This is a genomic window from Lysinibacillus sp. NPDC097195 (genome assembly GCF_044762075.1).
GTDB lineage: Bacteria > Bacillota > Bacilli > Bacillales_A > Planococcaceae > Lysinibacillus.
This window is the reverse complement of the sequence record NZ_JBIWDP010000008.1, coordinates 63,594-77,864: the sequence shown is the minus strand read 5'-3', so window position 1 is coordinate 77,864 and position 14,271 is coordinate 63,594. Positions and strand designations below refer to the sequence as shown.

General features: G+C 36.9%; 9 protein-coding genes. 6 read left to right on the top strand and 3 right to left on the bottom strand.

What is annotated here, in order from left to right; all coding sequences use genetic code 11:
* Window positions 1–181 precede the first annotated feature (181 nt).
* Together ACIQXI_RS20855 and ACIQXI_RS20850 are read left to right on the top strand one after the other, a co-directional pair.
* The gene (locus ACIQXI_RS20855; protein WP_402928295.1) at window positions 182–1,675 is read left to right on the top strand and encodes an S-layer homology domain-containing protein; all 1,494 of its coding nucleotides are present in this window, start codon (window positions 182–184) and stop codon (window positions 1,673–1,675) included.
* Between the two features lie 263 nt (window positions 1,676–1,938).
* Window positions 1,939–3,777, top strand: a complete 1,839-nt coding sequence (locus ACIQXI_RS20850; RefSeq protein ID WP_402928294.1) for a glycosyltransferase — start codon at window positions 1,939–1,941, stop codon at window positions 3,775–3,777.
* 93 nt (window positions 3,778–3,870) lie between these two features.
* Here the strand turns inward: ACIQXI_RS20850 and ACIQXI_RS20845 are convergent, their stop codons facing one another.
* Complete coding sequence (locus tag ACIQXI_RS20845) at window positions 3,871–5,124, bottom strand: efflux RND transporter periplasmic adaptor subunit (RefSeq protein ID WP_402928293.1); 1,254 nt, start codon at window positions 5,122–5,124, stop codon at window positions 3,871–3,873.
* The gene (locus ACIQXI_RS20840) at window positions 5,124–5,801 is read right to left on the bottom strand and encodes a hypothetical protein (RefSeq protein WP_402928292.1); all 678 of its coding nucleotides are present in this window, start codon (window positions 5,799–5,801) and stop codon (window positions 5,124–5,126) included. Before ACIQXI_RS20840 ends, ACIQXI_RS20845 begins: the two co-directional genes overlap by 1 nt.
* Window positions 5,802–6,175: 374 nt before the next feature.
* Here ACIQXI_RS20840 and ACIQXI_RS20835 point away from each other — a divergent pair, with 374 nt between their 5' ends.
* The 3 genes from ACIQXI_RS20835 (at window position 6,176) to ACIQXI_RS20825 (ending at window position 11,593) form a co-directional block, all read left to right on the top strand.
* Window positions 6,176–9,667, top strand: a complete 3,492-nt coding sequence (locus ACIQXI_RS20835) for a hypothetical protein (RefSeq protein ID WP_402928291.1) — start codon at window positions 6,176–6,178, stop codon at window positions 9,665–9,667.
* A 51-nt stretch (window positions 9,668–9,718) separates the two neighbouring features.
* A complete protein-coding gene (locus ACIQXI_RS20830) occupies window positions 9,719–10,366 on the top strand; it encodes an S-layer homology domain-containing protein (protein WP_402928290.1) in 648 nt (215 codons plus the stop codon).
* A gap of 150 nt (window positions 10,367–10,516) precedes the next feature.
* Window positions 10,517–11,593 carry a CAP and S-layer homology domain-containing protein gene (locus tag ACIQXI_RS20825; RefSeq protein WP_402928288.1) on the top strand — a complete coding sequence of 359 codons (1,077 nt, stop codon included), beginning with the start codon at window positions 10,517–10,519 and terminating at the stop codon, window positions 11,591–11,593.
* Window positions 11,594–11,610: 17 nt separating this feature from the next.
* Here ACIQXI_RS20825 and ACIQXI_RS20820 read toward each other — a convergent pair whose 3' ends face one another.
* A complete protein-coding gene (locus ACIQXI_RS20820; protein ID WP_402928287.1) occupies window positions 11,611–12,495 on the bottom strand; it encodes a helix-turn-helix domain-containing protein in 885 nt (294 codons plus the stop codon).
* A 476-nt stretch (window positions 12,496–12,971) separates the two neighbouring features.
* On the opposite strand from ACIQXI_RS20820, the gene ACIQXI_RS20815 reads away from it, so the two are divergent.
* On the top strand, window positions 12,972–14,156 hold the full coding sequence (locus ACIQXI_RS20815; RefSeq protein WP_402928285.1) for an ATP-grasp domain-containing protein: 1,185 nt from the start codon (window positions 12,972–12,974) through the stop codon (window positions 14,154–14,156).
* Window positions 14,157–14,271 lie beyond the last annotated feature (115 nt).

Genomic DNA, 14,271 nt, shown 5'->3' with positions numbered 1-14,271 from the left:
TAAATGACATACATTTACGAACAATTTCTAAAAGAGATTGTTTTAGGAACAGATAAACAAATTAATTTAGGGTTAAATGGAAATAAAAGCAATACATAACAAAGAATCATTATGAAACTTTTCCTATTAATCCCACGTATTATCATAGTATGATAGATAAAATGGGTAGGGGGTTGAGCGGATGAAGCGAAACAGTTTATTTCATGGGGCAATGGTTGCGGCATTAGCGACAAGTGCTATTGTCGTGGTGCCGACAGCGCAGGCGGCTGAAGGGTTTAGCGATGTGGATATGTCGAAAGAATATGGTGCAGCGGTCAAAGATTTAGCAGGGCGAGGCATTATTAATGGTTATGCAGATGGGACGTTCAAGCCGTTTGCAGATGTGACACGTGGACAAGTTGCTAAAATTTTAGCGAACTTATTGAATTTAGATACACAAAAAGTGGTAGATCCAAAATTTACGGATGTTCACCAAAGTGATGAATACTATGGCGCGATTGCGGCATTAGCCAATGAAGGAATTGCCTCCGGTTTTGCGGACGGTAGCTTCGCTATCAATCAAGCCATTACACGAGAACAGTTAGCGACGATGTTAACGGCTGCTTATCAACTAGAGAATGATACAAATGATTGGACACTGCCATTTACAGATATCGTGAAATATTCCGATGCCTATTATGCGGTTGGCCCTTTGTTTGAACAAAATATTACTAAGGGAATTACTGCAACTACATTTGGCTTAAAAGAAACAGTGAAACGTTCGCAGCTGGCATTATTTATTCAGCGCATTGAAGCGATGCAAGCAAATCGTGTCATGCAAAAGTTTTCTGCTCGTGATTTAGGTGCAAATCAATTGGATGCTTATTCTTATGACAATGTTGCGACAGATGGGGAACAGGAATTTTTCAAAATTCACCATACAACGAATGGCATAACGGTGGAGGCATTGCGAGAAGGCTCGGGCTACTTTATGTTAATTGGCTACAATATTGATAAAGATGAAAACTATGAGGTCGTCGATACCCAAAAGTATAAAGTCGTTGTGACAGAAGTGGACGGCAAGCTTCAGCTTCAATGTCAGCAAACGGATGAAATAACACCTGGTACTGCACTGCTGTTTGAAGAGGAACTAGGTTTTGATCCAGTTCATATTCAATTAACTACTGCGAAAGGGTACGACGTAGGTGACAAAGTCTTTGTCTATCAACCATTTGATTTTGAAGGTTGGGAGCAAGAAAGTATTCCACAAGGCGGCAATTATGAGTTGAAGTTATTGCAAGCAGGAGACTACATTGCAACATTGTCTGATGATAAAGGGAATTCTGTGCGCGTAGGCATACGAGCTGAAACCGACGGCTATGATATGTATACATCAGCAGCACTTGAAAAAAGTAGTGCATTCATTCCAACGAGTGATATAGGTTTTACTGTTAAGGACGTAAGTATCGAGCAATACACAGGAGCAATGATTGATGACAAAATTGTGGATGTTGAAACTTCAGCTGACGGTGTAACACTTAAAAAAGTTGGCAATGGAGATGCGCTTTTTGCCATTCGTCTCAATGGTACAAATGGTGAAAAACTCTATGTACACGGCATGATGTACGAGCTATGCGGAATATCATCTTTGTACTATGAATTAGCAACACAGCAAGATATGGAGAATGCTTGGTGAATTGTGAGTAAGCTCGTGCGAATCGCCACGAAAACCTCGGGAATCGCCAGTAAATCTGAAGAAACCGCCACAAAAACCATAGGAACCGCCACTAACCTTGGAGAAATCGCCAAATATTCATGATACCTAATTAAAGCCCTTTGTATTTCTAACCATACAAAGGGCTTTTTGGCGTAGTTGTAACATATTTTGTGAAATATGAATATGGATAGAGCGATGACTAATTTCCCTTATTCTATAAATTGTCCGATAAGGAGGACGCCATGAAACCCCGCATTTTAATTGCTAGTCCTGTGCGACAAAAACCTTCTATTTTAGCTTATTTTCTATTTTCACTTCAATCGTTAGAGCAAGAAGAAATTGAGCTGGATTTTTTATTTATCGATGATAATGATGATTCACAATCCACAGAGCTATTAAAGTTATTCCAATCCAAAATGGAACGCGTAAAAATTATTAAAAATGATCAAAAAAATGACCTTTATATGAAGGATGAACAGACACATTATTGGACAGATTCACTCATTGAAAAAGTTGCAAAAATGAAAGACTCCATTATTGAACACGCCATTCAATTACAATATGATGGATTGTTTCTAATTGATTCGGATTTACTGTTGTACCCAAGTACAGTGCAAAACTTATGGGGCGAGCAAAAAGATATTATTTCAAATATATTCTGGACGCAATGGAATAAAAACGATGACGCACTGCCGCAAGTTTGGATGATGGACGAATATACTTTATACCAAATAAACAATGGGGAAAAATTAGATGCTATAGAAATTGCCAAGCGAACTTCCACGTTTATTGAAAAATTAAAAGTACCGGGCGTTTATGAAGTAGGGGGGCTAGGGGCTTGTACATTAATAAGTCGACAAGCACTACTAAAGGGTGTTCGGTTTAAACAGATGAAAAATCTATCTTTTTGGGGTGAAGATCGACATTTTTGTATCAGAGCATCGGCTTTAGAATTAGGGTTATTTGTAGATACTCGTTTGCCTGCCTTTCACATTTATCGTGAGTCAGATTTAGACGGTGCTGAAAAATTTAAAAATGATATCATTATGCCTAAAAAGAATAATGCCACAATTAGTTTATGTATGATTGTTAAAAACGAAGAGCAAGTGTTAGCTCGGTGTTTATCTTCCTTACAAGGATTAGTAGATGAAATCATTATTGTTGATACAGGCTCCACAGATAAAACGAAGGAAATTGCTAAGCAGTTTACAAATCACATTTATGATTTTCAGTGGGTCGATGATTTTTCCAAAGCGCGCAATTTTTCATTTAGCAAAGCGACAAAAGATTATATTTTATGGCTAGATGCAGATGATGTTTTACATGAAAAGGAAAGACCCAATTTTTCAAACTTAAAAAAAGAACTAGCTAATCTTAAAGCGGACAGTGTAATAATGGATTATTTTTTAGCAGTCGATCAGCACGGAAATCCCACACTCAGCCTTAAACGAAACAGACTCGTCAAACGTTCTTGTTATTTTCATTGGGTTGGCGCAGTACATGAATACTTGTCCGTCCATGGGAGTGTTATTCAAAGCAATATCGCCATTACACATTGCAAAGAACAAGCACACACAGACCGTAATTTGAACATCTATAAACAGCAAGAAGAGCAAGGAAAGCCGCTATCCGCACGTGATTTGTTTTACTATGGCAATGAATGTAAAGAACTTGGGATCTACGAAGAAGCGATTAAAAAATACAAGCAATTTTTAGCTACAAAACAAGGTTGGATGGAGGATGAAATTGCTGCTTGTTTAAATTTAGCACAGTGTTATGAAATGCTGAATGTGCGTGATAAGCAGTTGCAATTTTTAGTAAAGCCATTATCCTATGGCATACCACGCCCCGAAATTTGTTGTCGCTTAGGTGCAAGGTTTTTACAAGACGAACAATATGAACAAGCTATCTATTGGTATGAACAAGCGACATACGTGAAAAACAAGGCTATGCAAGGGAATTTAGTTGAACATGCAGCTTGGACTTGGTTACCGTTTAGTCAGCTAGCTGAGTGCTATGAACGACTAGGGCAGCATGACAAAGCACAAGAATATCGGTGCCTGGCACACGAACAATTCTGAATTGTTCGCGTGCCAGGAACTTACACAATTCTCACACAATTCAACAGCAAAAAAGTGTTAGCGTGACAACAGTCACGCTAACACTTTTATTATTTAAAAAATAATATATTTCACATAATCTTTCCAACCGACTTCTTTGAAATGGTGCCAGTCAATTTTTTTCACAGGCATTGAACAGAAAGTACGTGCTAAAATATTGCGTTTTTCATTTGCTAGCATTGGTGTACCTTCGTCGAAGTAGCTTTTGAAAATCGTTGAATCTTTCGTTGTAAAGGAAACATCAATATCCTCAAGGCGGATTTTTCCATCCTCATCGATAATATAAACGCTCTTGGCACCTTTTACTTTTTTGACCCAAGAAGACTTCACTTTATACGCATCGAAAGCTTCATTCACAACAATTGAAGCTTGGCCAACTGTTGAAAACGGAATGTTTTCTAACAGATCGTCCTGCTGTAACGTTACTTCATAATTCGTTGGCTGTGGCAGATTTGCCGTTTTGGCTAATTCATTTGCCCAGAGCGTGTCTTCATTTGTTGCAATCATTTGCTTTTCAAGGACAACACCAGTGAGCTCATCTTTAACATGCTGTAAGTTAATATCGACCCTTTGTCCAGCCGCAACCTTTTGCCATTCATCTTCCGATAAGTATGCAAGCACTGCTTTTTCTGTAGAGTAAATTTCAAATGTCACCGTACCAGCTTCATCCGTTATATTGGAAATAACGCCGTCAACTGGGCTTATGACACCTTGACGTGCCTGAATTTGTGCAATTTGTGCATCCATGACCGCAATTTGACGAGTGGCCTCGGCAATATGGCGATTTAAAATAGCCACTGCCGTAGAAGGTGTATTTTGCTGAGCTAATTCTAACTTAACTGTGACATTCAATTTATCACTAATTTGATCGGTATTAATGGAACTTTTAGGATTTACTTTATCGCCAAAATCTGATTCCACGTCGGATAAAGCAGATTCTAAATCGCTTAATTCGCTTTCATAGGCATCACGTTCAGCCTCAAGCTTCGTTAACTCATCGTCAACTTCCTCTGTTTTATAAGTAGCGAGTAAATCCGATGCTGTAATGTTCTGTCCACGCTTCACGTTTACTGCGGACAAGCTTTTTGCATCGGCCGCGATAGTATACGTTTGTGCAGGTGCAACAATAGCATCCTTTTTTACCGTTTCTACACGGTCACCAGTAGTAGCTCGTTGAAATTCATCGACGAAATACGAACGGGCTACTTTACTATTGTCTTTGAAAACGAAAAAGGCATTGACGCCAACTAAAAGTGCCATCACGATAATACTAATGCTAGTCCAAGGTCTGGATTTAATAAAGCGCATCATCCTAACCCCCTTGTAATCCATTCTTGTAGTGGTAACACGCTAATTAGTCCAACAAACACAGCCATTATCACTTGCAGTACAATAATTTTGACTAACAGTGCTTTACGATCGGACGCTTCCTCCCACTTGGAAAGGAACGTAAAATGCACAATAATTGTTAGCACAGTTGTGACGGTTAATTGATTAATAATAAATAATACTACATCCTTATCGAGTACTTGCTGAACAGCAGGGGCAAGTGACAAGAAGGAGAACGTTGTAGAGTAGCCAACTGCGTAGAACACGGCAAATAAAATCGTCTTTTCAATTAGTAAAAATGCCATCACATACAGTTGCACTTTTTGTATCCATTTATAAGGTATGTCCGTTAATAAATATAAAATATATGTAACGCCGTAATAGTGGAAGCAATAATAAATAATTCCCCACACAATGGCTCCGACCATTGACAGCAAACGAGCTGTATAATATTCATCTTGCTGATTCATTGCAAATAAAGATGTTAAGCTTTCAGTGCCCATTCCCCAAAACTCTCGTATCGCAAAAAGGAGCATAAAGAGTATGAAAACCGTGATGGCTCTTTTTTTATAGCCTCTTATTTCTCCTGCTTCCATAGCCTGTGTAAAAATCGTGGGGTGCGTTAAGCTATGCCAAAACTTGTAGTGATAAAACATATCTAGCTCCCTTTCTAGTAAATTAAATATTAAAGATGTAGTATACACCTAGTTTCACATGAATGACATAGTATAAATGCTAGTTTTTTTAAGGAATTTTCTCAATATGGCAGGACTTTTATGAGCTAAAATATTAACGTCCGAAGCGGGATAAATGCGTCTACCATAATTATATAGTATTCTAACAATAACTTCCTTTAAAAAGTCTATTCTATCTAAAAATAGCAATTATCTGTAAGTTAGTAAAGGAAGTACGTGAGTTTACTAGAATAGCTTGAAATCAAATGATGATAACCGATACTTAATATAGTAGATTCGCAATAAATGATACATATCTATGTTCCTATATAATGTAATCAGAAAGGATGAGCAAGTTGAAAAAACCTTTAAAAGTAGGTGTCCTAACAAGCCTTTTATTAACACCAGCGGCACTTGCCAATGTACAAGAAGCACAAGCACAAACGGAAACACAAGCTGAACAAGTTGCTTATATGAATACCGTAGCAGCAACTGATGCAAGAAATAAAACGATTGAGCAGTTTGGTAAACTGTCAGAAACATCATCAGCAAATGACATGGTCATTGCAGATGGTGACGTCCAAGTGTTAAGTACGGATGATTTTAATGATGATGAGATCGGATTTATTACAGCTAAGTATAATTATGTAGTCGCACAGCGAGCGTTCCTTAAAAACTTAAGTGAGATCGCTAAAAGTATTAATACCCTATCATATACAAACAAAACGTTTATAGTCGAAGTTGATAAAGTTCAGAAAGCTTATGATGACTTCTTAGGTTCTACGTTACAACCAAATTCCTATCTTGCTGTTCAAAAAGACTTCAAAGATGCTGTCGATACAGCCTTAGCCAATGAAGCAAAAAGTATTGTCTCAGCAGTTCGCGGTACATCTCTGCAATACGGTTACGACGATGCTGAACGTAACAACTACTTTAAAAAGAACGGTGCAGATATCGCTAAGCTTTTAAAAATGACGGGCGATGCTACAGCGGCAAAAGAAACAACTGACAAATTAGATGCTTTTGTAAGCACACTAGAAGATTCGTCATCAACTGCTAGTCTAATTGAACAAAAAGCAAGTGCTGTTACGGAAAGCTATAACAAACTAACAACAGACCAAAAGAAAATTATTACAGCCTACAATCCAAACAATGTAGCTGTAACACCCTATAAAAAATATACTGATGTGCTAGTGAACTTATCTGTTGCAGATAGAGTACGCGTTAGCATTGAACAATTAGTAGTTAAAAAGCCAGCAGATTTCCCAACTGCCGCAAGCTTTATCAGTGCTGTCACAGCCATTGAATCTGCTTACAACAATTTAAAGGACGAAGCGACAAAAAGTTTAGTTTCCAATTATGGCGATTTCAAACCATACCAAGATGCGGCCAATGTGTCTAAGCAAATTACGGCGCTCCGTATTTCTAATAGTGATGCGTACCGTGTGGCGGTGAATGCGGCAAAAGATTTATATGAAGCGTTAGACACTACAAAGGGCTTTGTGAAAAACGCCGCGGATTTACAATTAGCTGAGGCAAATATAGCAGCTGCAGAAGCAATAGAAACGCTTATTGCGGGCATCGCTACAGCGGACGATAAAATCTCCAAAATTGATGAAGCACGTAAAGCATATAATACGCCTGTACTTGAAGGGCAAAATATTGACGCAGCAAGTGTCAAAAAAATTGTCAACAATTTGTCTGAGTTAACGAGCTGGGAAAGTTCACATAAAGCAGTGTTAAATGTTATTACGTTAGTTGAAAAATTAGATCCTGCAGCGAGAGATTATACAAAAAAAGCGAAAGCTGCTAATACAGCATATTTAAAGCTAGATGCCACAAAGCAAGAGTCTGTAAAAAGCTATAAAAACAATAGCTTAAAAGACAAAGTAGCTGCGATGAACATCATTGATCCAATACTCGCTTTAAGTACTTCACGCAAAGACTACAAGGAAACAGTAGCCAAATTGCTCGAAGCCTATACGAACCTATCACCAGCAGCGAAAGCATTAGTAACGAATTACCCAGCGCTTATAACTGCACAAGGCTACATCGAAACTGCACAGCAGTTCGATGATAAAATCATCGCATTAGCGAATGAACCGGACGCTTCATTTGTTGCAAAAGTAGTGGCATTATCTGCTGAATATAAAGCAATGGACAAAAATGCAAAAAAATTAGTGACACAATATAAAACATTAACGACGTATGAGAAAAACAATGCCAATGTTGTAAAAGTGATTAATTTAATTGCTGCTTTAAATCCAACAAATAAAGACTATACGAAAAAGGTAATTGCAGCACGTAAAGCATACAATGCTTTAGATACAGCTTCCCAAAAGCGTGTGACAAACTATGAACAGTTAACAGCTGTTGAAGATGTGGCATCGTTAATTGGCTTAATCGAAACATTGAAACCAACAAGTAAGACATTTTTAAACGATTTACAAACGGCACGTGCGAATTACGATGCGCTACCAGAAGAAAAACAGCAAGCGATTATTAACTATGACAAGCTTGTAACGGCAGAAGCTGAGCTAACTTCAGCAAGTGGCGTGATTGCTTTAATTGAAGCGGCAGATCCTGCATCAGAAGACTATTTAACGAAGCTAATGAACGCTCGTATTGCCTACGATAAACTATCATCAGGGCAAAAGAAGCTTGTTTCGAATATTAAAGTGTTAACAGACCGTGAAAAACAAGTAAAACCGATTTTATCTGTCATGGTGCAAATAGATAGTTTAGATCCAAGCACAAGCAGCTTTGTAAGCAAGGTGAGTGCCGCACGTAAAGCATATGATAAATTGACGAAAGACCAAAAAGGGTTTGTTAACAATATTGCGACATTACAAAGCTTTGAACCATTAGCCAATGTAATCGACTTAATTAGTAGGCTGAAAGCATCGAGCAAAACATTCCAAGCCGATACGGTAGAAGCACGTGCATTATACGAAGCTCTGAGCAAAGAAATGCAGCAGTATGTTACAAACTATAAGTTGTTACAAGCGGCTGAAACGAGTATTTTGGGAGCAGGAAATGTGCAACGAATGATTGATGAGCTTCCGTCTGTCGAGCCACACCAATATGTAAAACGTATTGAGGAAATTCGTGCAGCCTATAATGCATTACCGAAAGATCAACAATTGGCAGTAGAAAATTATAAAACATTACAAGACCAAGAAAGACTGATTAAACCCGTTATTAGTGTGATCAATGAAATTGATAAGCTAATGACTTCAAAAAATATGGACAGCCAATATCAAAAAATATTAAAGGCTTATGATAATTTAACGGCTACACAACGTAAATACGTCTATAATGAGCAGCTGCTTCTGTCTTTAGATAATGTTATTAAAGTGTACAAAAGTATTGCGGCTTTAAAACCAAGTGATAAATTGTATTTTGGAATGATTGAGTCAGTGCGTAAAGATTACGATAGTCTTAATACAACAGATAAACAAAGAGTATCCAATTATTCGCTTTTACTAGAAGCGGAGAAAAATATGAGCGAAGTGAAGAAAGTAGTAGAGCTAATCGCTAACCTTTCACCAACATCGAGTACTTACATCCAAGATGTAGCGAATGCAGTAGCAGCTTATAAAGCTCTTGACTCCAAAGTGAGAGGACAAGTCATTAACTACGATAAGCTAAAAAATGCAGAGAAAGATACAGCAACCGTATTAAAAGTAGTAGATGCTATTTCCGAGCTAGATCCGGACGCCAAAACATTTGAGAAGAAAGTAATTGCGGCGCAAAAATTATACAGCTCACTGACGCTGGAGCAACAAGATTTAGTTTATAATTACCGCATTTTAGAAGAGCATATAAAAGCATTGGGATTAGAATAAACGAAGAAAGAGGGCATGTCCCTCTTTTCGTTGTTCAAAGGGGGAAGGACATTGAAAAAAAAGCAAAAGTACTTATTGGCGTTTACCACGGCATGCGTAGTAGCCCCTTGCATTGCCGTCATTCCTACGCAAGCTGCTACAATGCCATTTTCAGATATAACAAAAGATACAGAGTTATATAATGCAGTAAATGACCTATACAATAAAGGGATAATTTTTGGTACAACGACGACAACGTTTAGTCCTTACCAACAATTAACGCGTGGGGAAGCGGCCTATTTTTTAGCACAAGCATTGCAATTACAGACAGACCATGTTGACAACCCAGGCTTTAGCGATATCCCAACATCACATCCATATTATAAATCCATTGCAGCACTTGCAGCGAATGGTATTATTCAAACAGGTAGTTCTTATCATCCAGATGCTTCAATTAAACGAAGTCAAATGGCTAAAATGTTGACACTAGGCTTTCAATTACAACAAGCGACATCCTTATCGGCACCTTTTACAGATTTTACAAAGGATATGGAAACCGATCGCTATATTCAAACGTTATTAAATTATGGGATTACACAAGGTACTAGCGCAACCACATTTTCACCCTATATGGATGTACGACGTGGTCAAATGGCATTATTTCTTTATCGCATATTACAAAAAAACAATGATGGCTTTTACATTATTGGGGTTGAATAGCATGACAAACATCACTCTTAGGAAAGTAAGAATCTTTAGAGTGATTTTTTTAAATTCGTTGTAGGAAAAAACAGGTAATAATGGTATGTTTATATATATAGAAATGCGGGTATAGTACTACATTATTTATACATATATAGGGAGGTAGCTATGTTCAAAAAAGTATCTAAAATTATCGGATTGTCGCTTATTTTGCTGGCTACACCATCTGCTTTATCTTTACCAAACCTACTGGACGTTGCGTCAGCAGCAGAGGTGGCGAAGGATGTTCCATCTTCCCATTGGGCGAGTAGCTCAATTCACCACATGTTAGATAAACAATATATGACAACTTATCAGGATGGAACGTTTAAGCCAGAGCAGGTGATTACAAGAGCAGAAGCAGCTGCCGCCATTGCGCGCTCGATGCATTTAACAATGACAACGCAAGCAAATTTTAAAGATGTAGCGGCGGATCATCCGTATTACAAGGAAATTTGTGCACTTGTGGAGTTGGGCATTTTACAAAATGGTGATTGTTTTAATCCTGATGCACCATTAAAACGTATGCAAGTCGCTAAAATGTTAACGCTTGCATATAAAATTGAAGTTGACTCTCAAAATAATAGTAAATTCAGTGATGTAACGGAGGGGCACTGGGCAAAAGATTATATTGAATCACTTGCAGATGTAGGTGTCATTAAAGGGGTCGACACGAAACAATTTGCTCCTAATCAAATGGTCACACGTGGACAATTTGCTTCTTTAGTGGAGCGGAGTTTGGACTTTTCAACAAACCTCACAAATTTGGAAGTAGCTTATGACTATTTATCGAAATCCTATATTCCGACAAAAAACTATTCACTCTCGATGTCTAAGGACGTCATAAAATTAGTGAATAACGAAAGACAAAAGAGAAAATTACAAGTGCTGAGCTTTGATGAAGCTTTAACACAAGTTGCCGTTATTAAGGCACAAGATATGGTTAATCGCAATTATTTTGAACATGAATCCCCATATTACGGCATGCCGTGGGATTTAGCGACATTATTCGATTACCCTTATACGAGCTTAGGTGAAAATATCGGAAGGAATATTCCGAGCCCAGAAGCAGCTGTAAAAGCATGGATGGCATCACCGTCGCATCGTGAAAATATTTTGCGAGAACATTATACAAATACCGGTGTAGCCATTGCAGTCGATGCCAAGGGCATTTACTATTGGGTACAGCTATTTTCAAGTCAATAAATAGAAAAAGAGGGCACTTAATAGGAGAAGCTGTCCTCTTTACTAGTTAAATGATAAATTCTATTAACTTTTTCATAAAATTCTCGGCATTGTGCTGCTTTCAGTTTTAATTCCAATAAAGAGAACACTTCAATAATTTGAAGTATTGCTTTGTTTTTCGTCTGATCACCGTCAATAAGCGCAATAATGGCAGAGAAAAATTTTATCATTGTCTGCATGTACATATTATCAACGACACTTACTTTAATATTTTCTAACTCAGCGAGATAGATTTTAGCGCCTTCTACATCTTTACACATAATTTTTTTCTCTAAAATATTGAAAATCATTAACGCAATCTCATTGCGATAACGCGTAAGATTTTGATAGCGTTGCAATGTTGTTTTAGCACGTTCAAAGACAAGATCAATTAATTCGATTGAGTAGAAACTTAAACTATTAGCGAATAAAGTAATTTCGTAATAACCCCAGCTTTCGCAGTTCATTAAATATTCTTGAAGCACTTCAATTTCTTTAATATGCTCCTCGGTTCCTCGCAGGTCATCGATTAATAACAAAATTAAAGATCGGTAATGCAAAAATTTATGATTGCTCGTTAATTTAAATTCATTTTCCACTTGTTTGGCAACCAAGTATAGCGCATCTACATCTCGGTTATAGAAAGCTTCTACATACTTTCTTCTGTAATCCAAGTCTTTATTGCCATCATTATAAATAATACTGAATTCTTCTAATGTAATGTTTAAGTGATCTAACATCTCTAAAAATTTTTCAGCTGTTGTATCACTTTCGCCTCGCTCAAATTTAACAATAGCTGGTCTACTCAGTAGATCTTTGTATAGAACGTTCGCACGTAAATTTTTCTGTACGCGCAATTCACGAATTAATTCTCCAATTTTCATGTACGTCTCCCTTTGAAAAAAATGTTAACTTTTGTTTACATTTTAACAAATAAAATTGAAAAGATAAGATAATATAGAAAATTAAATGGCAGGAGGGAACAATTATGTGGGCAGGATTACAAATCTTTGCAGCTAACACTTCAACTATTGTTACTTACATTTGGGACTTAATCGGTAGTTAAGTATTAGACAAACTTAGTAAGAAAATTTTCAACTTTGGAATTTTAAATACATGCAAAACGTTAATTGGGAAGTAAGGTAAGGTCTGAAATCGGTATTGTATCGACTCAGGCCTTTTAACTATGCCTTACTTTATTTGCTAAAAAATTCAAATAATCCTGCCATATGCCCCCTTTCATTTATCAGCAAATAACGATTAATAAGATATTATGAACAAAACTTCAAATACAGAGATGTAACTATTATTTAATTTTTAGATGTTTTTTCATAACAAACGGAGTAAAAGGAGAAAAAATATGAGAAAAAGGATAATGGTTATTGATTGTAGTGTGAATACGTTAAAAACAATTAAAAAATTAGGCATAAACGTCATATGTATTGAAAATAAATGCAAAATCCAAATAAAGGAATTATTGCATTCGGAAGATATATACTGTGAAATCGATTATAAAGACATAGCATTACTAAAAAAGGAAGTAGGATATTTGTTAAATAGATTCCCCGTCGATGCTATTTTGTCATTTTCAGGGGATGGACAAATTGCTGCCGTCGCTTTACAAGAGGAATTTCAATTCAACAACTATAACCAAGCAGAACAAATAAAATTATTTAAGAATAAATATAACTTACGTCATCTCCTTAACAGTCATGATTTTAGTTATGTCAATGCGAAACTCATTAATTCTAAAGAAGCACTCATCGAATTCGCCAATGAAAATGGATTTCCTTTTATCCTTAAACCATGTATTGGAACAGGTAGCACAAATATAAAAAAAATCTCAACATTTAAGGAAGTATACGAATTGTTGGATAAAGAAGATCCAACAGCACAACTTGCTGAGGACTATCTAGAAGGGATAGAAATCAGTGTTGAAACATTTACTTATAATGGCAAGCATATAGTAGCAGGCATTACAGATAATTGTTTTGGGCCAAATTTTATGGCATTCGGTCACAGTGTGCCAACAACATTACAGGATGATTTAGTAAATAACATTAACCGATTTGTTGTGGATTTTTTAACTTTAACAGGTGTTGTCTTCGGTCCATGTCATATAGAAATTAAAGTTACTACGAATGGCCTGAAAATTATAGAAGCGCATAGTAGACCGGGTGATGACCAAATTGTTGATTTGCATCGACTTGTTTTTGGCATTGATACTAGACAATGGACTTTAGAGGCCATCTATACGAACAATTGGCATGCTTCCTATTTTGAGGACAAGTATCCTGCAGCTGCTATCCGCTTTTTTAATTTTGAACCGAATAAAAAAATAGCTACACTAGATGAAACTATAATTACTTATCAATATAATTTTCAAAATGGGGACGTACTAAAGAACATTAAATGCTCAAAGGACAGACATGGTTATCTTATGGCTATAGGGAATAATGTCGAAGAGGCTGTTGTGCATTGTAATTCAGCAATTCAACATATGCAAATTGCATATGCAGAGGAGCTTGGCCACCATTCATTGTAAGTGCTTTGACACTTACAGGATGTTGGGTGAAAACTTAGATGTTGGCATGCCAACTGCTCAAAGCCTTCTATAGAAGATTTTAAAAATACGTAGCATTACAGAATATAAGGTCTTC

Bases quoted from the DNA above. Each gene is read 5' to 3' on its own strand.
- ACIQXI_RS20820 (WP_402928287.1), bottom strand. From the start codon at position 12,495: ATGAAAATTGGAGAATTAATTCGTGAATTGCGCGTACAGAAAAATTTA.
- ACIQXI_RS20840 (WP_402928292.1), bottom strand. From the start codon at position 5,801: ATGTTTTATCACTACAAGTTTTGGCATAGCTTAACGCACCCCACGATT.
- ACIQXI_RS20815 (WP_402928285.1), top strand. From the start codon at position 12,972: ATGAGAAAAAGGATAATGGTTATTGATTGTAGTGTGAATACGTTAAAA.
- ACIQXI_RS20845 (WP_402928293.1), bottom strand. From the start codon at position 5,124: ATGCGCTTTATTAAATCCAGACCTTGGACTAGCATTAGTATTATCGTG.
- ACIQXI_RS20855 (WP_402928295.1), top strand. From the start codon at position 182: ATGAAGCGAAACAGTTTATTTCATGGGGCAATGGTTGCGGCATTAGCG.
- ACIQXI_RS20850 (WP_402928294.1), top strand. From the start codon at position 1,939: ATGAAACCCCGCATTTTAATTGCTAGTCCTGTGCGACAAAAACCTTCT.
- ACIQXI_RS20825 (WP_402928288.1), top strand. From the start codon at position 10,517: ATGTTCAAAAAAGTATCTAAAATTATCGGATTGTCGCTTATTTTGCTG.